Source organism: Streptomyces sp. PH10-H1, from assembly GCF_030063355.1.
Classification (GTDB): domain Bacteria; phylum Actinomycetota; class Actinomycetes; order Streptomycetales; family Streptomycetaceae; genus Actinacidiphila.
In genome coordinates this window covers 31544-48805 of record NZ_JASISZ010000062.1, presented here as the reverse complement: position 1 = coordinate 48805, position 17262 = coordinate 31544, and the positions used below count along the sequence as shown (strand labels likewise).

Genomic DNA, 17262 nt, shown 5'->3' with positions numbered 1-17262 from the left:
GCATCGCACCCTCCTCGATCAACAACAAGCCGTCCGCTGCCTGCCCCCACCCCTCCACGATCATGCCCCGCACACGAAGAAGCCCCCGCTCATCGAACAGGGACTCCCTTTGCCACAACGCACTCAGACTTCGAGGGTCACGGTTCAAGTTTGGGGCCAGTGGCTTTGTCCGATGTCGGTGTCAAGGAGATTGAGGAGGTGGAGTTGAACGCCACGGGTGATCTGGATGGTGGGCGGGTCGGTGATGTTGCCGATGCGCAGGGTGAGTTCGCCGAGGTGGTAGAAGATCATGCGGCCGGCCGGTCGGACCCGACGGTTATCGGGGTAGAGGCCGGTCATGGTCTGCTCGGGGCCCAGGGCCCGTCTGACCTGCCGCTCGATCAGGCTGAACACCAGTAGGGCCAGGCAGATGACCTGGATGAGGGCAGCGACGCGCCGGTTGTGCTGCACGAAGACCGGTGCGACGGCGAGCGGTCCCTTGAGGTCGTGGTAGCGGCGCTCGACCGCTCTCTGCCCCTTGTAGTGGACCAGGACCTGGCCCGGATCGGCTTGTTCGGCGGGCAGCGAGGTCAGAAGCGCGTACCAGCCGTCGACCGCGGCCTCGGCATTGAGGACATCCTCATCGAAGTTCCGGTCCAGAGCGGGGACGCCGTGTTCGTCCTCGGTGACGTGAAAGCGCAGGCAGGAAGCGACACGGCGCTTGGCCGCGATGACACCGAGGCGGGCGACGATCTTCTCGGCGCTCTTGTAGTGCCGTCCGCCGGCCGCTCTGGCGAGCTTGCCGAGATCGTCAGCCGCCCTGGTCAGCCGCTTGTCCCGGGCGGCCTGCTGGCCGGCGGCGTTCGCGGTGGAGTGAACCAGGATCCGCCGCACGGTGAGCTCGGGATCGCTCTTCCTCGCCCCCTCCAGGGTGTGGGAGTCCTCCAGCACCCGGTAACTCTCACGCTGCACGGCTGTCTTGCCCGCGTCTCTGCCCGGCACCCAGTCCACAGTCGTGGCACGGGTGAGGTCGAGGGCGGCATAGACCTCGTCCTTGACCTGAGCGGCCGGGGCCGGAGCGATGAACTGAACCCCGGCCGTCAGCAGGGCGGCGACGTTGGAGTAGGACACCAGCTTGGAGTCGGCGACCATCAGGAAGTCGCGGGTGCCGCCCATCGTGCGCAGGTCCTTCATCGCGCCGACGACCTGGCCGACCTCGGCCGCCGAGCCGTCGAAGACCCGGGCATGGACCGGGATACCACCGTCGGCGCTCACCGCGAGCCCGGCCTGGACCTGTTTCAGATCCACCCGCCGGTCCTTGGGATGCCCGTAGCCGATGACCGGGAAATCCTCGTCCTGGCCATCGGTCGGATAGGCGCCGTGGACGGACATGCTGGTCATGTCCCAGTGCAAACGGGACACATCGATGCCGAACTCGGCGATCGCCCGAGCCCCGACCGTTCCGGCCACGTGCTCCAGATGCGGAGCCCAGGCGGTCGGCTCCCGCGAGTGTGCTTCCCGATGGTTGGATCCATCTTCGGGCCGCCAGTCGCTTGAGATCCGCATTCTGGCACACAGGCGCTGACGCACCGCATGTCGCCGATTCCTAATCTTCTTGTCAAGCGGCTGGTGTGACGGGGGGTATATCCCGATCAACAAGGTAGGGACCACTGAACCCCTTGGAATCGATCATCTAGTAGGGCACCGTGCCGCACCAGGTCTGCGCCCAGGCGGAGGCGCCGTACTTGTTGGCCGCACGCACGGCGACGCAGATCTCGTCACCGGAGTACGGGCCATTGATCACGTACTTGGTGCCACCGGTGGACAAGATGGTGTCGACGTTCTTCGTGGTGAAATTACTGCCCTTGTTGGTGTAGTGGATGTCGTACCGGGTCGCTCGGGAGACCGCCGACCAGGTCACCGTGAGCGGCATGTTGCACGCGCCGACGCAGGAATTGTTGTACGCGACGTTGTAGCCCGTCATGGCAGGCGGCGGGGAGCCGGCGGGCGTCGTAGCCGGCGTGGTGGCGGGCGGCCTGGTGGTCGAGCCGACGGAGCCGGACAAACCTCCGCCGCCCGAGCCCGAGGGGCCGGACCCACCGCCGGACCCGCTGCCGCCGGCGGCTGGATTACTGCTGCTGCCACCACCTGGCGGCGCCGAACTCCCGCTGCCCCCCTGGGCGTTCCGCCCAACCGTGGCGCCCTGTGCTGTGGCGGGCGAACTACCGGCCGTGTTCGCTGAGTTGCTGCCCGCAGGAGTAGCACTCTCGCTGCTGGCCCGCGACTTGGCTTCCGCTCCGGCCCCGGCGCCGCTCTCGAAGGTATGGAGCAGTGCGGCCGTGCCGCCGCCGACGGTGAGAACGGCGACGATGGGCAGCACAATGAGCGTGTTGCGCCGACGGGGCCGCCGTTCGCGCTCCCCCGTCGTGACGCCTGCTGCGGCCGGCATGACTTCGGGAGTCCCGGTCTGCGACCGCAGCCCGACGGTCGCCCGGTCCACGGGCTCCTCCCGAAGCGGCGCCGCCTCGGCGTCGAGCAGCCGTGCGGACTGCTGCGCGAGGTGCGCGACCACGGTGGCAGGCAGCCAGGTGCCGAGCGTGATGAGGGGACGCGTCCGCTCGGGAGCGTCCAGCAGCTCGTCGACGCTGGGCCGTTGGCCGGGGTCCTTGATCAGACACCGGGCGATGAGCGCCCGCAGCGAGGCGTCCTCGACGCTCATCAGATCGGGCTCGCCCTCGACGATCTGGAACATCACGGCGTGCTGATTGCTGGCCCCCTGCCCGAACGGCAGCTTCCCGGTGGCCGCATACACCAGCACGCACCCGAGGGTGAACACATCGCTCTTCACCCCGGCGCGCTGCCCGCGCACCTGCTCCGGCGACATGAACCCGGGAGAGCCGACGATCATCCCCGTACTGGTCAGCAAGGAGTCGACAGATGTTTCGAGCGCCCGCGCGATCCCGAAGTCGATCACCTTCGTGCCGTCCACGGTGAGCATCACGTTGGACGGCTTCAGGTCGCGATGCACGATCCCGGCGTCGTGAATGTCCTTGAGCGCCTTCAGCAGCCCGAAGACGAGGGCGTGCAGGGACGCGGTCGGCAACGGCCCGTGCCGCCGTACGACTTGTTCGAGCGAGAGCCCGGGAACGTACCCGGTGGCGACCCACGGCGGATCGTCGCCCGGACCCGCGTCGAGCACCGGCGCTGTGTACTGCTCCCCGACCCTCCGCGCCGCGTCGATCTCCCGCCGGAACCGCGCCCTGAACTGCTCGTCGGACACGTGCTCTTCGTGCACGACCTTCACCGCGACGGTTCGCCCGCTGTCCGACCGCGCGAGGAACACCCGCCCCATGCCACCGGCACCGAGCCGCCCGAGCAGCAGATACGGCCCGATCCGCGCGGGGTCGCTCACCGCGAGGGGTTTGATGCCCCCGTCGACGTAATCGTCCCGCTCGTCGTGTCCGTCCCCGTTCGTACCGCTCATGATGGCGTGACTCCCCCGGTTCTTCTCGCCTGGTCATCGGCGTAACTCAGCTGAGAATAGACACTGTTGATGTACCCGGTGAAGGAGAGGACGCGCGGGACAGTCGGGACAGCTCTCCACGTTGTGCGGTAGATCACCGTAACTGATGAGGTGGCGCTCCATACGATGCGCGACGGATACACCTATCCCCACCTCAGGTCCCGGTCTCCAGGTGTCCACGATCAAGACTCTGCTGGTCTATTCACGGTGCGGTGAGTGAGAGGCGAAGTGCGCTGACCCGGGCTGGGGTAGCCGGTAGTCGTCCGCGCGCTGGGCATACCGGTCCCACCAGACGGCCGGGGCGTGTTCGAGCAACCAGACCGGGGCGGCGATCGCCAGCGTCTCCAAGGCTGCCCGCATCGTCTCCATCGCCAGTTCCAGGCGGTTGAGCAGCCGGACCGCGGCATGGACATGGGTTGCGTCGGTGCGCTGCCGCCCGCCCTTGTCCAGCAGCCGGTGCTCGCGCAGGTGCCGGAGCAACAGCCTCAGCAGCCGGTCGGCCTGGCCGTCCCCGGTCAGGCGGGTGCGGAACTCGCTGAGCACCGAGGCGTCGAAGCCGGGATCCTCCAGCGGCAGGCCGAGGCCGAAGGTGGAGCAGCAGGCTGCCGCCGAGTGGGCCGAAAAGTTCGACATGCCGCCGCTGGAGGGTCCGCAGAGGGCCCTGGACTGGGGCGCGCGCTCCCGCCACCAGCTGATGACGACAGCGCACACCGCGCTGGTCGTCGAGGGGTTCTCTGTCAAGTCCAGCGTGTTGGGGTAGTGGAAGGCGCCCAGCCCGCAGAGGGCAAGACGGCCGGTGGAGATTTGGCGTGCGGCGTGGCATTCGCCCCGGACATCATGAGGCCGACCGCGCACCTGGTGGCGCCAAGCGATGTCCCGAAGGGCACGCAGGAACGTAAGGGACTACGAGCGGCCGGGTCTCTTCCTCCGCTTCGCGGATCGCAGAGTCCGGCCCGTGTTCGCCGATCGCTGACATCTCCACTACTCGGTGGTACCGTATAGTGGTACTCGGTAGCACGTAGTACCGAGGGGCTGAGGAGGATTCGCGATGGACGACCTGACGGAGATGCTGAAGGGCACGCTCGAAGGGTGCGTGCTCGAAATCATTGGCAGCGAGGAAACCTACGGGTACGCCATCACCCGTCAGCTGAACGAGCTCGGCTTCGCCGACGTCGTCGAGGGGACGGTGTACACCATCTTGCTGCGACTCGAGAGGAACGGACTCGTCCAGGTGACGAAACGACCATCCGGGGTCGGTCCGCCGCGCAAGTTCTACGCGCTCAACGACGCCGGACACGAGGAACTCGCGAAGTTCTGGACGAAATGGCAGTACGTCTCATCACGCATCGACAGGCTCAAGGAGGGCGGGAGATGAACTTCTGGGAGACGATCACAGGCAGCGATCTCACCAGGGAATGGAAGGCGTTCGAAGCCCGGGCCGGGGCCCTGCCAGACGCCTACCGGGCAGCGTGGGAACAGATCAAGGGCCACCTCCTTCCTCATGGGGACTTCACCGGCCGCAACCTGATGCCGATCCTCGACGCCGCCCTGGGGCTGCTCGAAGAAACAGCGGCGGACGGGCAGAACGTCCACGAGGTGCTCGGCGACGACATCCGAGGCTTTTGCACGGCGCTGGCCGGTGGAGAAGGAGCTCGAACCTATCGCGACCGGTGGCGCGAGCAGTTGAACAGGAACGTCGCAAGAAAATTGAGCCGGATGGGAGGCTGACGTGGGCATCCAAGACATCATCGAGGGCAAGAAGCAGTGGCGGGCACACATGGCTCGGGTCAAGGCGCTCCCACCGGACTACCAGATCGTCTACAAGGAGATGCAGAAGTACCTGTTCAAAGTCGGACCGGTCGACCTGCCTGACGGGCCCCTACTTCCCGGGATCGTCGACTTCTTCGAGGAGGGCGTCGCCTCCGGTAAGGGTGTCTTGGAACTCATCGGCACGGACGTCGCCGCGTTCTGCGACGACCTGGTCAAGGACTCACGCACCTATGCGGACGTCTACCAGGAGTCCATCAGCGGAGAACCCGGCGCGGCCGAGAAGTAAGACCCGTCGCCTCATGTCAGCGGGCGTAGCCCGCACGCGCGGTTCGTTCGCCTCGGCGCAGCGCGAATAGGCGCGGGTCGGCCGGCCGCCAGAAGCCGCCGCAGATCCTGTCCACCGAGGCGGTCGAGCCGGCCGACGAGACCTGGCTCAGCCCTGCCAATGCCCCCGGTGAGCAGGTCTCCGGCGGCGGGCCGCTCGACACCATTCCCCAGGACGACACGACTGACGTGCAGTCACGGACAGCCACTCGATCCGAGTTCCGAAACAGCTTCCCCTGCGTCTTCAGCCTTCGAAAGGAAGTCACCATGCCTTCATCTGTCATGCCCACATCCAGGCAAGGTGGCGATCACCCGTCGCCGACCGCAGTCTCCGCCGTCGGGCTACGCAAGTCATACGGCGAAAAGCTCGTCCTCGACGGTATCGATCTGCGCATCCCGGCCGGGTCTGTGTTCGCGCTGCTCGGGCCGAACGGCGCCGGCAAGACCACCGCCGTGAAGATCCTGTCCACGCTCATCACCGCCGACGCCGGCGACCTGCACGTCGGCGGGCACGACCTGGCAGTCGACCCACAGGCGGTCCGTGCCGCGATCGGTGTCACCGGGCAATTCTCCGCCGTCGACGGTCTGATCACCGGCGAGGAGAACATGCTCCTCATGGCGGACCTGCACCACCTGTCCAAGAGCGAGGGCCGGCGGGTCGCCGCCGAACTCCTCGACCGCTTCGACCTGGTGGAGGCCGCGAAGAAACCCGCCTCGACCTACTCCGGCGGCATGAAGCGCCGCCTCGACCTCGCGATGACGCTGGTCGGAAGCCCGCGGATCATCTTCCTCGACGAGCCGACGACAGGTCTCGACCCGCGCTCCCGCCACAACATGTGGGGCATCATCCGCAGCCTCGTCTCCGACGGCGTGACCGTCTTCCTCACCACCCAGCACCTGGAGGAGGCCGACGAACTCGCCGACCTCATCGCTGTGTTGCACGACGGCAAGATCGCCGCCGAGGGCACCGCCGAGGAGCTCAAGCGGCTCATCCCGGGTGGGCACATCCGGCTCCGCTTCACCGACCCGGTCACGTACCAGTCCGCCGCTGACGCCCTGGGCGAGGTCACCCGGGACGACGAGGCGCTGTCGCTGTCCATCCCCAGCGACGGCAGTCAGCGCGAACTGCGCTCCATTCTCGACTGGCTCGACTCCGCCGGCATCGAGGCGGACGAACTGACCGTCCATACCCCCGACCTCGACGACGTGTTCTTCGCCCTGACCGGCCCAGCCAACGTCCCCAACCAGCCCAAGGAGAACGCCCGATGAGCTCCCTCTCTCTCGCTGTACGCGACTCGAACACGATGCTGCGCCGCAACCTGCTGCACGCGCGGCGCTACCCGTCAGGGACCCTGAACCTGCTGCTCACGCCGATCATGATGCTGCTGCTCTTCGTCTACATCTTCGGCGACGTGATGAGCGCGGGCATCGGCGGCGGCGCCGCCGACCGCTCCGACTACATCGCCTACATCGTCCCGGGCCTGCTGCTGATGACCATCGGCAGCACCGTGATCGGGGCCGCGGTGTACGTCTCCATGGATATGACCGAGGGCCTCATCGACCGCTTCCGCACCATGGCGGTCTACCGCCCTTCGGTACTCATCGGGCACGTCGTCGGCAGCGTGCTGCAATCCGTCATGAGCGTGGTCCTCGTCGGCGCCGTCGGCGTGGCCATCGGCTTCCGCTCCACGGACGCAACCGTCCTGGAGTGGCTGGCAGCATTCGGGCTCATCGTGCTCTTCGCCCTGGCGCTGACCTGGATCGCGGTCGGCATGGGCCTGGCCAGCCCGAACCCCGAGGCGGCCGTCAACATGGCCATGCCGCTGATCCTCCTCCCCCTCATCTCCAGTGCCTTCATCCCGGCCGACACCATGCCCGGCTGGTTCCAGCCGATCGCCGAGTACCAGCCCTTCACCCCCGCCATCGAAACCCTCCGCGGCCTCCTCCTCGGCACCGAGATCGGCAACAACGGATGGATCGCGATCGCCTGGTGCGTCGGCCTGATCGCACTCGGCTACCGCTGGTCGACGGCGCAGTTCAACCGCGACCCGAAGTAGCCGAGACGACCGCGCTGGCCGCCTCCCGCAACGCGTCCTCCCCTGCCCGCGTGCAGATCCGCACCCGTATGCCCGGCTGGTGGCGGGGCTGATCGAGCCGTGGCGAGCACCGGCTCCCACAAGGACCATCCCGAGGACATGGCAGGGCCTTGTCCCGGTTCCCGTTTACCTCAGGAGTCGGATGTCGGGGTTCGCCAGCTGAGTGCCCAGCCTGTTGATTTCCAACTGGGACAGATGGAGCGCTCCGACGAGTGCTTCGACGTCAGCTTCCAGTTGCCGGATCTGAACTGCGTCCGCGGCTCGGAGCTCCTTGAGCTTTGTGATCTGCCTACGAAGCCGCTTCTCGTGGTCCGGGGTCTGGCCGTGTACGCGGACTCTGTCGCGGTGAAGGCTCGGGCTGTCAGCGGTATCCGCGCGGTGACACAGTGCCCGGTCGCGGTTGTAGACGCACATCAGCAGGGAGTTCGGGTTGTCGTAGACGGCCAGAGCGGGGTTGTCGAGGATGTCGCGGGCCTGCCGCGAGGTGCGGATGGAGCCGGCGAAGGCCGGTGCCTGGGCTGCGGCCTGGATGGCGCGGCGCGCGGCCGGGCCGGAAATCCCGGTGTCTGCCGCGAGGTCTTGGTGGAGGGCGGTGAGGGTGTCGGCGGTGGCGCGGGCCGTCTCAAGATCGAGGAGTTCATGGATGCCGTCGCGGCTGCGCGATGCGGAGCCGGCACTGACTGCGGTCCGCAGGTGGCCGTACTGGATCGCGAGAGCGACGAGACCACCGGGCCGGCGGGCGATGTGCCAGGCGAGGGATCTACGGAAGCGGGCCACGCCGATCGCTCCGTGTCGGTCGTCGGGGATGGTCTCGTGCGGTCGGTTCAGGCGAGGGCCTGTTGGGAGGCCCAGGTCACGAAGTCCTCGATGCGGGCTCGAAGTGCCTCGTAGCCCAGTGAGGTGCCGTCGGATGGGCGTGTGTGCTGGAAGGTGTGGGCGGCGGAGTCGAAGAGCAGACTGCCGTCCGGCACGATCTTCTCCAGGACGCGGACGGCGGAGACGACCGGCTCGATCGCCACCCAGGGGATTTCCCGCAGGGTGCCGTCGGAGTTGTGGTTCCCGTCCTGGTCGCTGGCCCCCTTGAAGACTCGCCCGTGGATCACGTGGCGCCCGGACGGCAGATCTGGACAGCATCCTGTGCTCAGGCCCATGATTACTGGCGGGAGGGGGTTATTCCGACCGTGCGCTATTCCCGTCCTCTCTCTTCTGGGGCAAGGGGCTCGCAGCGCAGTGCGGAGCCAGTTGTCACCGTCCGCTCTTGCCGAACGCGGCAATCGCCTCCAGGATCGAGTCCTGCATCGCGGGACTGCCCGTGTGTCCGGAGTCGTCGATCACTTTCAGCTCCGCGTCTGGCCACGCTTTGGACAGCTCCCACGCGGTCTTCAGCGGGCTGCCAAGGTCGAGTCGGCCGTGGATCAGCACCGCCGGGATCCCAGCCAGCCGGTCCGCATCACGCAGCAGTTGTCCGTCCTCGAGCCAGGCATCGTTCGCGAAGTAGTGCGCGCAGACCCGGACGAAGGCCATCAGCGCGTCGTCAGGCTTGTCGCTGTACTGGCCCGGATGGCCGAGCGCCTCGTGTGCGATGACGGCGTCTTCCCAGGCGCACCAGTCCCGCGCCGCCCTGGCTCGGACCGCCTCATCTGGGCTGTTCAGCAGCCGGTTGTAGGCGGCCACGAGATTGCCGTCCCGGTCTGTCTCGGGCAGTGCGTCGCGGAATGCCTCCCAGGGGCCGGGCAGCAGGCGTCCGACGCCGTGGTAGAGCCAGTTGGTCTCCTCCGGCCGGGTCATGGTGACGCCGACGATGACGATCTCGGAGACCCGCTCGGGGTAGCGCTCAGCGTAGGCGAGGATCAACGTCGAGCCCCAGGAGCCGCCGTAGAGGAGCCAGCGCTCGATGCCCAGGTGCTCGCGTATCCGCTCCATGTCGGCGACGAGGTGGTCTGTGGTGTTGTGATCGAGGCTGACAGCCGGGTCGGAGGCATGAGGACGGCTCTCACCGCAGCCACGCTGATCGAACAGGACGATCCGGTAGACCTCGGGATCGAACATCCTGCGACTGCTGCGGCGCCCCCCGCTGCCGGGGCCGCCGTGCACGCACAGCGCCGCCTTCCCATCGGGGTGGCCGCTCGTTTCCCAGTAGACCTCGTTTCCGTCGGCGACATCGAGGAGACCGTGCGCGTACGGTTCGATGGGCGGGAACGGCTCGGCCATGACGGTCTCCTCCTGAAGGCGCGAAGAACAACCTCGCGAGATTAGTCGATGGCTGGAACGACGTCTCCCGATTTGTCCACAGCTCGGGCGGCGAGGTACTCGGCCCAGTCGCGTCGGGCGTAGGCGACCCAGCGGAGCGCGGTGTGGCGGTGCATCCCGGTCACGTCGGCGAGGATCGGGCTGGGGAGATCAGCAGCGAGAGCAGCCAGCGCCGCGTTGCGAGCGGTGCGAACCGGGATGCCATGGCGGCCCAGCTTCTGGGTCATGCCGTGCGTCGAGATCGGCTTGCACGGGACCATGCCCGGGAAGAGCCACCGAGGCCCTGGGTGGGTTCGTGAGAGCTGCGGCCGTAGCTGGGGCTGTTCGGCAAGTTGACGGAGGAGTTCGGCGAGCCGTGGCGGTAGCAGGACGGGGGGCGGCCCAGGACCAGGTGGGCATGCTTGTCGTCGAACTTGAGGTGCTCGGGCGTCAGATGGCAGAGAGGTTCGGTGGAGGGACCGAACAGCAGGGTGATCGGGCCGGCAGCTCGGACGTCCGTGGGCAGGGCATCGTCGGTCAGACAGCGTTGGAGGAGCGGCCATCGATCGTCCTCGTCGAGCAGGTCCTGGGGCTCCTGTCTCGGGAGGGAGGGGACGGTCAGTTCGCGGGTAAGCCGCCGGCTCGTGGTCCATTTGAGGAAGTATCGGATCAGGTAGCGCCGTTGGCTGGTGGCTGCGGTGATCCAGTTGTCGATGTGCTCTTGGGCGAGGTCTGCGAGGGCCAAGTCGCGTTGGTCCATCCAGGCCAGGAAGTCCAGGGCGACGCTGACGCGGCGCCGCAGGTCGCGGTCGGCGGAGGCGGGATGGTGGCGGTGGGCGGCCCGTTGGCGTGCTCGTCGGAGCAGGAACCAGTGCAGGAACGGGCGGGCGAGGTTGGCGTGCGCGGCCGGCTTGTCCGCGAGCTCGTGCTCCAGCCCGGGATGCGTTCGAGGTCCTCGTGGCGTTCCTCCAAGATGCCGGTGTGGACGAGGAGTTGACGGATATAGCGCTGGTTCCGGCTGGGCGGAAGCTCATCCAGCAGCTCGTGACCGAGCACGTGGCCGTCGGCCGCGAGCCGGGCGAGGAGCCTGGTGTTCGGGCTCTCCTTGATCCACTGGATAGCACGGAACGGTGAGGGAGCGTCCGTCAGCGCGGCCGCGAGCGGTTCCATCTGCGGGGCGACCGTGCCGTCGGGCCCGGCCAGCAGGGCGTTGACCCGCTCGGCGAGGACGCAGTGAGCGCATCGGCCGCGACTGTGGGGATTGCCCGCCCGGCCGCACCGGCGGCAGGTGTAGTCGGCGGCGAATCCGACGCAGGGTCCGCAGACCTCGGCGCCGTCGTCACCCCGCGCGATCAGCGGCTGGACTATGCCGCAGCGGGGGCACTCGGCCGGTGACCGGAGCACGGCTGTGTAGCAGGTTATGCAGACCGGCCTGATCGGCCATCGGGTGTTGACCGGCTTGGTCCGACCGCAGCGGGCGCACGGCTCGCCAGTGCGGTGTCGCTGGTAGCAGGTGGCGCAGATCGGTTGTCCCTGCTGATCGCGGCTGGTGCAGGGGCGGACCCGGCTGCAGATTGAGCAGGTCGCCTCGGGGCCCTGGTAGCAGCCGTCGCACAGGTCCGGCTGCCCGTCGCGCGCGTTGCAGGCGATCCGCTTGAGCTGCCCGCACCGACCGCAGGGCCGCCGTGGCCGGCGATGGCGGTCGTAGCAGAGGTGGCAGAGTGCGCCGTCGTCATCAACGAGGGCGGCGGCTGCGGACTTCCCGCAGCTCACGCAGGTGTGCATCGGGCGTTTCCCGCACTTCATGCACAGCCCTCGGCCGTCGCCCCGTCGCACCGGGTGTCGGAGCTGACCGCAGTCGGCGCACTCCTCGAACGTGGCGGGGTCCGCGCGGTAGCAGCGATGGCAGATCGGGCCCTCGGGGCGCCGGGGCAACGACGCGCTGGCCGTCGCGGTGGCACCGTGCGCAGGTTTCGCGTTTGCGGCTTCGGGCGTCGCACGAACCGCAGAGCCGCCCTTCGGGGCGGAGTTGTCGCAGGTCAGCACGGATCTTTCCGCAGTGCGCGCATCCGGGGCGAACGACCGGATGTCCGGCTTCGTCCAGCACCTGGGCCAGCCGCAGCAGAACCGGTGGGCAGAGGGAGCTGCCCGAGGTCAGGGCGTCGGGGTGAGCGGCCATGTGATCGGCCAGCTCCTCCAGGAACCGAGCGGCGCCGCGGACAGGGATCGGGACCGCCGCCTCCAACACCGCTGTCGCGTCGGCGGTGCTGAGGGTCGGCAGAGCCGTGGTGGCTTGGACAACCGCGGCGTTCGTGGCGGCTTCCATCCGCGCCGCCTGCGCGGCAAGACGGGCGACGATCGACGGGGCGGTCGGTGAGGGCGCGGTCACAGGCCCTCCGGTCGCCGGATCGAGGTCCGACGCACGGCCGGAAGCGGGCCGGGCGTTTCGCCGCCGGCGGTCTTGCGTACCTCTTCGTTGACCACCTGGACCTCGATGAGCTCGTTGGGCTGGCAGTTGAGGATGTCGCACAGAGCCGCGAGGGTGTCCATCGACATCCGCTGCGGCGGCTGCGTGACCAGGTGGAAGACCTCCTCGCGCGAGAGGTTGACGCCCCGTTCGGCCAGCAGTGGCACCAGCTCGGTAGTCTGGAAGTAACTGGATAGGCGGTTGTGGCCGAGGACGTGCTTGATCGCTGGTCGATCGGACCAGCGGGGTCAAGCGGTGGCGGGGTACTGTCCTCGAACCGTGAAGGAGGGTGTGTATGGCACTGGCTGGGAAGCGTTCACGACGACTGACCGTGGATGGCACCGTCTACTGCTGGCAGGTCCGCAAGAACAGCGAATGCCCGGTTTGCCTCGGCGGACTCGGAGCGACATTCGTGGTCCAGCGGGAGGAACCGCAAGGCGCCCTGCTTTTCGTCGACACGCCACAGCACACCTCTCCCATCGTCCCCGCCCTGGTCACGGTGAGCATCCGGCAAGCCTTGAGCCGGGGCTGGCAGCCAGCCCGCCCGGGCGGCCTCTTCCATCTCGGAGCCCTCCGGGCAGGTGTCCCGAGTGGACGGACGCCGCACAGTCAGTGACAGCTCGGGGGCGAAGCGGTACGCCCTGCCTCAGCCGTCTCTACTGGTCAGCGCGAAGGTGGTTCTGGCTGAGGATGTGCTTGATCGCCACTTGGTGGGGCGAGCGGCGATCAGGCAGTGGCGGGCGTCCAGGGTCTGCCTCGCATGGCCTGCACGAGGACGTCGAGCATGGGTTGGTCGTGTCGGTCGGCGGTGGCCGGGTAGGTGCGGATCGCGGCGAAGTCCTGGGCCCTGAGGCGGCCCCCGGAGTGTGGACACACCTGAGAATGGATCTTGACGGTCCAGGAAGGTGTAGGTCTCCATGGCAAGGCCGTCGAAGTACAGTCCGGAGTTCCGGTCCGACGCGATCGCGTTGTGGCGGGCTTCGGCCGGCAGGCGAACGTATCGGGACGTTGCTACCGATCTGAACGTCAACCCCGAGACGCTGCGCGTCTGGGTGCGCGACGTGGACGGGCCCCCGGCGGACGGCGGCAAGGTGACGCCGGGAGATGCGGAGGCGGAGCTGGCCCCGGTTGCGGGCGGAGACCGCCCGGCTGCTGAAGGCCGAGAAAGAGTGGCAGCTGGAGCGCGAGATCCTGCGACGGGCAGCCGCCTATTTCGCGAAAGAGATGAAGTGAGGACCCTTCCCCAAGCTCTTCGAGCAGGGGAGACCCCATGCTGGGACTTCGTCTCCGCCCACGCCGGCGTCTTCGGCGTTCAGCGGCTGTGCCGGGTGCTCCAGGTCTCCCGCTCGGGCTACTACCGGTGGCTCGCCGGTATCGAGGCCCGGGATGCCCGGCGGTGCGCCTGCCGAAAAGTACATCCGTGCAGGTCACCCCGCCACGAGCTGCCATCAGCAACCCCGGCAAAATGATCGACTGTGCTACTGAAGCTGGCCTACCTCACCGCCACCAACGCCTTCGCCATGCTCCGGCTGCTGCCGATGAGCAACCGGGACAAGGACGCCGAGATCCTCGCGCTGCGGCACCAGCTCAACGTCCTGCAACGCCAACTCGGCGATGACCGGCCCGCATTCACCAAATCGGACCGGGCCTTCCTCGCCGCCCTGCTCCAACCGCTCCCCCGCGAAGTCCTGCACCGCCTGCGGCTGCTCGTCCGCCCCGACACCGTGCTCCGCTGGCACCGCAACCTGATCCAGCAACGCCACGCGAACAGCAGCCGACCCAAACGCAACGGACGCCCCCGCACCCTGCGTTCCATCCGGCTCCTGGTCCTACGCCTGGCCCGCGAGAACCCCCACTGGGGCTACCGCCGCATCCACGGCGAACTCACCACCCTCGGCATCAAGACCGCACCCTCCACCGTCTGGGAGATCCTCAAGACCGAGGGAATCGACCCCGCCCCGCAGCGATCAACCACCACCTGGGCCGACTTCCTCCGCTCCCAGGCCGACGCACTCCTCGCCTGCGACTTCATCGAAACCGTCACCCTCACCGGACAACGCCAATACATCCTCGCCGTCATTGAACACACCAGCCGACGCATCCGCATCCTCGGAACCACCGCACACCCCACCGCCGCCTGGACCACCCAAGCCATCCGCAACCTCGCCATGGACCTCGATGACGCCGGCACCAAAGCCTGCTACCTCATCCGGGACCGGGACTCCAAGTTCACCGCCGCCTTCGACGCCGTCCTCGCCGACGCGGGCATCCAAGTCGTCCTCAGCGGCATACGAGTACCGAGAATGAACTCGATCATGGAGCGATGGGTACAGACCTGCCGCCACGAACTCCTGGACCGCACCCTGATCTGGAACCAGGCCCACCTGCTACGAGCGCTCCGCGAGTTCGAGACCCACCACAACACCCACCGACCCCACCAAGCCCTCGCTCAAGCCGCACCCCTACGCGCCGCCCCCGAGCCGACCACCCACCCCGACCAACTCAAAGACCTCCGGATACGCCGCCGAGACCGCCTCAGCGGCACCCTCCACGAATACCACCGAGAAGCCGCCTGACCTGCACGGACGGGGATTTCGGCAGGCGCAGCGCGCCTGGACGACGGGACCATGGAACTGGCCCCCGCTGATCTCGTTGTTGCCGGTCACTTCCCGCTCAGCGCTCCGATGATGGTGCCGACGATCACGACAGCGCACAGGAACTTGACCAGTCCCCGGAATGACACGTTGAACACAGCGGTGTCCCCTTCAAAGCGAACAGGAATGGAACCCATCCATCAGGGCCCCGATTGCTGCCTCAGCTGGTGACGTGTGGGCAGAGTGAGCGTTGCTGATAGCCGCCGGGTACGTCGGTGCCGACGGCGGTCCAAAACGCCTGTGCGTCGGTGGAGTGGCCGCCGAGGGTGTGCCACGCCAGTCCGAGGTGCTCCGCGCATAGGGCGGCGAGGCCGGCGGTGGCCAGTCCGCACCGTTCGTACTGCGGCATGGTGTACGGGTTTTCGACCCATCCGAGCCGACAGCGGCGGCAGATCCGGTAATCGACGGCGAAAGCGTGCTCATCGTCCAGGTTGGCGGCGCGGTTGCGCCAGCCGGTGCGTTCGGGGGAGATCGTGTCCTGCCACGGGGTGGCCAGCTCGGGGACGACCGGCCAGCCGTGCCGCCGGCCGAGACGCCCGCGGCTGATCCACTGCAGGGCCTCGCGCCAGGGTTTCCGCCCGGATACGCGCCCTACCTCGTGGGCCTGCCCGGCCAGACGCAGCGCCGCTTGCCGGTCGTCATCGGTCGCCATGCCATCACTCTCTCCTGGTCCCGAGGGTCAGGGACGGGCCCACCCGTAGGCGTCGATCATCTGTTCCAGCACGGGGGATGTGCCGACACCCAGCAGGATCGACGCCTCCATGGCCTGCGCGAAGCTCGCGCCCGGCTGCCTGTTCATCACGTCCTGGATCCGGGGCTGCGAGGTGATCGCGAGCAGTCCGCCACCGACGATGTACTGCCAGATCTCGGCGTGCTGGTCGGCCAGCAGCACCAGCCCGGTGGAACCGCGGGACGGACCATGGAACTCCAGCTTGAGCTTGACCAGGGGCTCCTCGCCTCCCAGCCCCGCCCATGCGGTCCCGACGTCCATCAGATCGTGCATCTTGACCGAGCCGTGCTCGTCGAGCAGCGCGAACGCCTCGCGCAGCTGCGGGGCGGGGCCGAACGTCCGCTCGTCCTCGTGCACGTAGACGGTGAACAGCGGGCCGAGGGGCGCCGGTCCGCCGGGGCCGTCCTCGGGGAAGGCGACTCCCGCACCGGCTGCGAAAACGGTGCCCGCCAGGAAGTCCTGCCGTTGGCGCGATTCGTCGCCGGGCGCGAACCGCTTGGCGGTCTGGAGCCGTCCCTGGGCGGGTTGGCCCAGTCCTGACCAGGTGTGCGGCGTGCGGCCCCCGCCTGGCTCACGGTCCGCGCGGCGGTCCTTACGGTTCATCGGTGGCCTCCCCTGGCTGGTGATCTGCTTCGACGGTAGCGGGGTGCGCCGGCACTGCAGGTGCAATCGAAGAAGGGGCGACTGATTGTCAGGGCGGGGCTGCGCAAGGGAATTCGAACAAATCGGTCAGCCCGCTTGTGTGTACCGTTCATTGAGGATGTCGGCCAGCACGAGATATGAGGCCGATTCACCGATGTGGTGCCGGCGCAGGCGTACGACCTGCTCCTTGTAGGGAGCCAGTCCGAGGAGCGAGCGGAGCACGGTGTGCAAACCGAGGCCGACCAGGGCAATGCTGCAGACCAGTGCGAGCACCTCACCCCCGGTCACCGCGCCTCCCCACATCTCGGATGGTGCCGTCGCGCCCTGCGGCATTGCGCCCGGCGAATGGTGTGATGGCCGGGCCGGTGCCGCTGTCGGCCGGGTGCAGGTAGCCGAATTCCCAGCCCAGGTGCACCGCGTGGGCGGCGTTGTCGGCGCCCAGTACCTCCAACAGCCGTTGGATGCGGACTCGCACCGCGTTCCGGGAGCGGTGCAGGACCGCTTCCATCCGCCGGGGGCTGGTTCCTGCGGCTATCAGCCGCAGCAGCACCAGCAGTTCACGGTCCAAGGCTGGCGGATCGTCCGGACGGTGGAGGGGCGGTGCGGGGTGTAGTCCGGTGCGGTAGGCCCGGTCGACCAGGGCTGCCCGCTGGCCGGTGTCGAGTTTCGTCTGAATGCGTCGCAGGGTGGACGTCACCGAGGCCACCGACAGCCCGGTCTCCGCTGAGATGGCCAGGTTGTCCCGGCCTGCTGCGACCAGGCGCAGCACGTCGCTCTCCCGGGCCGCCAGCGGCCGTGCCCCCGCGCATTGTGTAGTGATCATCGCTGGTGATTCCTCCTTCAGAGTG

At 68.0% G+C, this 17262-nt stretch carries 21 protein-coding genes, 1 pseudogene and 1 riboswitch; of the genes and pseudogenes, 8 read left to right on the top strand and 14 right to left on the bottom strand.

Annotation, left to right across the window (positions count from 1 at the left end):
* Positions 1-144: 144 nt before the first annotated feature.
* From QMK24_RS30165 to QMK24_RS30155, 3 genes are all read right to left on the bottom strand, one after another.
* Positions 145-1449, bottom strand: coding sequence for an IS1634 family transposase (locus tag QMK24_RS30165; RefSeq protein WP_283469996.1), 1305 nt, complete (start codon positions 1447-1449; stop codon positions 145-147).
* Positions 1450-1458: 9 nt separating this feature from the next.
* Positions 1459-1542, bottom strand: a riboswitch (ZMP/ZTP riboswitch).
* Between the two features lie 130 nt (positions 1543-1672).
* Positions 1673-3463, bottom strand: a complete 1791-nt coding sequence (locus QMK24_RS30160; RefSeq protein ID WP_283469995.1) for a serine/threonine-protein kinase — start codon at positions 3461-3463, stop codon at positions 1673-1675.
* A gap of 237 nt (positions 3464-3700) precedes the next feature.
* Positions 3701-4243 (bottom strand): hypothetical protein, encoded by a 543-nt coding sequence (locus tag QMK24_RS30155; RefSeq protein ID WP_283470000.1) that lies wholly within the window; start codon positions 4241-4243, stop codon positions 3701-3703.
* Between the two features lie 307 nt (positions 4244-4550).
* Here QMK24_RS30155 and QMK24_RS30150 point away from each other — a divergent pair, with 307 nt between their 5' ends.
* The 5 genes from QMK24_RS30150 to QMK24_RS30130 all read left to right on the top strand — a co-directional run bounded on the left by QMK24_RS30150 (position 4551) and on the right by QMK24_RS30130 (position 7653).
* Complete coding sequence (locus tag QMK24_RS30150; protein ID WP_283469994.1) at positions 4551-4877, top strand: PadR family transcriptional regulator; 327 nt, start codon at positions 4551-4553, stop codon at positions 4875-4877.
* Positions 4874-5230: a DUF1048 domain-containing protein gene (locus QMK24_RS30145; RefSeq protein WP_283469993.1), complete on the top strand. Its 357-nt coding sequence runs from the start codon at positions 4874-4876 to the stop codon at positions 5228-5230. Before QMK24_RS30150 ends, QMK24_RS30145 begins: the two co-directional genes overlap by 4 nt.
* Position 5231: 1 nt before the next feature.
* Positions 5232-5558, top strand: a complete 327-nt coding sequence (locus QMK24_RS30140; RefSeq protein ID WP_283469992.1) for a DUF1048 domain-containing protein — start codon at positions 5232-5234, stop codon at positions 5556-5558.
* Between the two features lie 305 nt (positions 5559-5863).
* Positions 5864-6865 carry an ATP-binding cassette domain-containing protein gene (locus QMK24_RS30135; RefSeq protein WP_283469991.1) on the top strand — a complete coding sequence of 334 codons (1002 nt, stop codon included), beginning with the start codon at positions 5864-5866 and terminating at the stop codon, positions 6863-6865.
* The gene (locus QMK24_RS30130; protein ID WP_283469990.1) at positions 6862-7653 is read left to right on the top strand and encodes an ABC transporter permease; all 792 of its coding nucleotides are present in this window, start codon (positions 6862-6864) and stop codon (positions 7651-7653) included. Before QMK24_RS30135 ends, QMK24_RS30130 begins: the two co-directional genes overlap by 4 nt.
* Before the next feature lie 165 nt (positions 7654-7818).
* Here QMK24_RS30130 and QMK24_RS30125 read toward each other — a convergent pair whose 3' ends face one another.
* The 7 genes from QMK24_RS30125 to QMK24_RS30095 form a co-directional block, all read right to left on the bottom strand.
* Entirely contained in the window at positions 7819-8469 is a 651-nt protein-coding gene (locus QMK24_RS30125) for a hypothetical protein (protein ID WP_283469989.1), read from the bottom strand.
* A 47-nt stretch (positions 8470-8516) separates the two neighbouring features.
* Positions 8517-8795 carry a hypothetical protein gene (locus QMK24_RS30120; protein ID WP_283469987.1) on the bottom strand — a complete coding sequence of 93 codons (279 nt, stop codon included), beginning with the start codon at positions 8793-8795 and terminating at the stop codon, positions 8517-8519.
* A gap of 142 nt (positions 8796-8937) precedes the next feature.
* Positions 8938-9903, bottom strand: a complete 966-nt coding sequence (gene pip / locus QMK24_RS30115; RefSeq protein ID WP_283469986.1) for a prolyl aminopeptidase — start codon at positions 9901-9903, stop codon at positions 8938-8940.
* A gap of 41 nt (positions 9904-9944) precedes the next feature.
* Complete coding sequence (locus QMK24_RS30110; protein WP_283469985.1) at positions 9945-10169, bottom strand: hypothetical protein; 225 nt, start codon at positions 10167-10169, stop codon at positions 9945-9947.
* Positions 10166-10666, bottom strand: coding sequence for a hypothetical protein (locus QMK24_RS30105; RefSeq protein WP_283469984.1), 501 nt, complete (start codon positions 10664-10666; stop codon positions 10166-10168). The genes QMK24_RS30110 and QMK24_RS30105 overlap by 4 nt, the downstream gene beginning before the upstream one ends.
* Entirely contained in the window at positions 10591-11325 is a 735-nt protein-coding gene (locus QMK24_RS30100) for a hypothetical protein (protein WP_283469983.1), read from the bottom strand. Before QMK24_RS30100 ends, QMK24_RS30105 begins: the two co-directional genes overlap by 76 nt.
* Before the next feature lie 981 nt (positions 11326-12306).
* On the bottom strand, positions 12307-12612 hold the full coding sequence (locus QMK24_RS30095; RefSeq protein WP_283469998.1) for a helix-turn-helix domain-containing protein: 306 nt from the start codon (positions 12610-12612) through the stop codon (positions 12307-12309).
* A 693-nt stretch (positions 12613-13305) separates the two neighbouring features.
* On the opposite strand from QMK24_RS30095, the pseudogene QMK24_RS41975 reads away from it, so the two are divergent.
* The 3 genes and pseudogenes from QMK24_RS41975 to QMK24_RS30085 all read left to right on the top strand — a co-directional run.
* A pseudogene (locus tag QMK24_RS41975) lies at positions 13306-13449 on the top strand (transposase); the annotation flags it as partial.
* A gap of 43 nt (positions 13450-13492) precedes the next feature.
* Positions 13493-13621 carry a hypothetical protein gene (locus QMK24_RS30090; RefSeq protein WP_283469982.1) on the top strand — a complete coding sequence of 43 codons (129 nt, stop codon included), beginning with the start codon at positions 13493-13495 and terminating at the stop codon, positions 13619-13621.
* Between the two features lie 242 nt (positions 13622-13863).
* On the top strand, positions 13864-14964 hold the full coding sequence (locus tag QMK24_RS30085; protein ID WP_283469981.1) for an integrase core domain-containing protein: 1101 nt from the start codon (positions 13864-13866) through the stop codon (positions 14962-14964).
* Between the two features lie 238 nt (positions 14965-15202).
* Here QMK24_RS30085 and QMK24_RS30080 read toward each other — a convergent pair whose 3' ends face one another.
* From QMK24_RS30080 to QMK24_RS30065, 4 genes are all read right to left on the bottom strand, one after another.
* Positions 15203-15694, bottom strand: coding sequence for a hypothetical protein (locus tag QMK24_RS30080; protein WP_283469980.1), 492 nt, complete (start codon positions 15692-15694; stop codon positions 15203-15205).
* 27 nt (positions 15695-15721) lie between these two features.
* Positions 15722-16375, bottom strand: a complete 654-nt coding sequence (locus QMK24_RS30075; RefSeq protein WP_283469979.1) for a hypothetical protein — start codon at positions 16373-16375, stop codon at positions 15722-15724.
* Between the two features lie 126 nt (positions 16376-16501).
* Positions 16502-16702, bottom strand: coding sequence for a hypothetical protein (locus QMK24_RS30070; protein WP_283469978.1), 201 nt, complete (start codon positions 16700-16702; stop codon positions 16502-16504).
* Positions 16689-17237, bottom strand: a complete 549-nt coding sequence (locus QMK24_RS30065; RefSeq protein WP_283469977.1) for a LuxR C-terminal-related transcriptional regulator — start codon at positions 17235-17237, stop codon at positions 16689-16691. Before QMK24_RS30065 ends, QMK24_RS30070 begins: the two co-directional genes overlap by 14 nt.
* Positions 17238-17262 lie beyond the last annotated feature (25 nt).

Excerpts from the sequence above, each read along its gene's own strand:
- QMK24_RS30160 (WP_283469995.1), bottom strand. The coding sequence starts at position 3,463 with ATGAGCGGTACGAACGGGGACGGACACGACGAGCGGGACGATTACGTC.
- QMK24_RS30150 (WP_283469994.1), top strand. The coding sequence starts at position 4,551 with ATGGACGACCTGACGGAGATGCTGAAGGGCACGCTCGAAGGGTGCGTG.
- QMK24_RS30145 (WP_283469993.1), top strand. The coding sequence starts at position 4,874 with ATGAACTTCTGGGAGACGATCACAGGCAGCGATCTCACCAGGGAATGG.
- QMK24_RS30135 (WP_283469991.1), top strand. The coding sequence starts at position 5,864 with ATGCCTTCATCTGTCATGCCCACATCCAGGCAAGGTGGCGATCACCCG.
- QMK24_RS30130 (WP_283469990.1), top strand. The coding sequence starts at position 6,862 with ATGAGCTCCCTCTCTCTCGCTGTACGCGACTCGAACACGATGCTGCGC.
- pip (WP_283469986.1), bottom strand. The coding sequence starts at position 9,903 with ATGGCCGAGCCGTTCCCGCCCATCGAACCGTACGCGCACGGTCTCCTC.
- QMK24_RS30110 (WP_283469985.1), bottom strand. The coding sequence starts at position 10,169 with ATGACCCAGAAGCTGGGCCGCCATGGCATCCCGGTTCGCACCGCTCGC.
- QMK24_RS30090 (WP_283469982.1), top strand. The coding sequence starts at position 13,493 with ATGCGGAGGCGGAGCTGGCCCCGGTTGCGGGCGGAGACCGCCCGGCTG.
- QMK24_RS30080 (WP_283469980.1), bottom strand. The coding sequence starts at position 15,694 with ATGGCGACCGATGACGACCGGCAAGCGGCGCTGCGTCTGGCCGGGCAG.
- QMK24_RS30075 (WP_283469979.1), bottom strand. The coding sequence starts at position 16,375 with ATGAACCGTAAGGACCGCCGCGCGGACCGTGAGCCAGGCGGGGGCCGC.
- QMK24_RS30065 (WP_283469977.1), bottom strand. The coding sequence starts at position 17,237 with ATGATCACTACACAATGCGCGGGGGCACGGCCGCTGGCGGCCCGGGAG.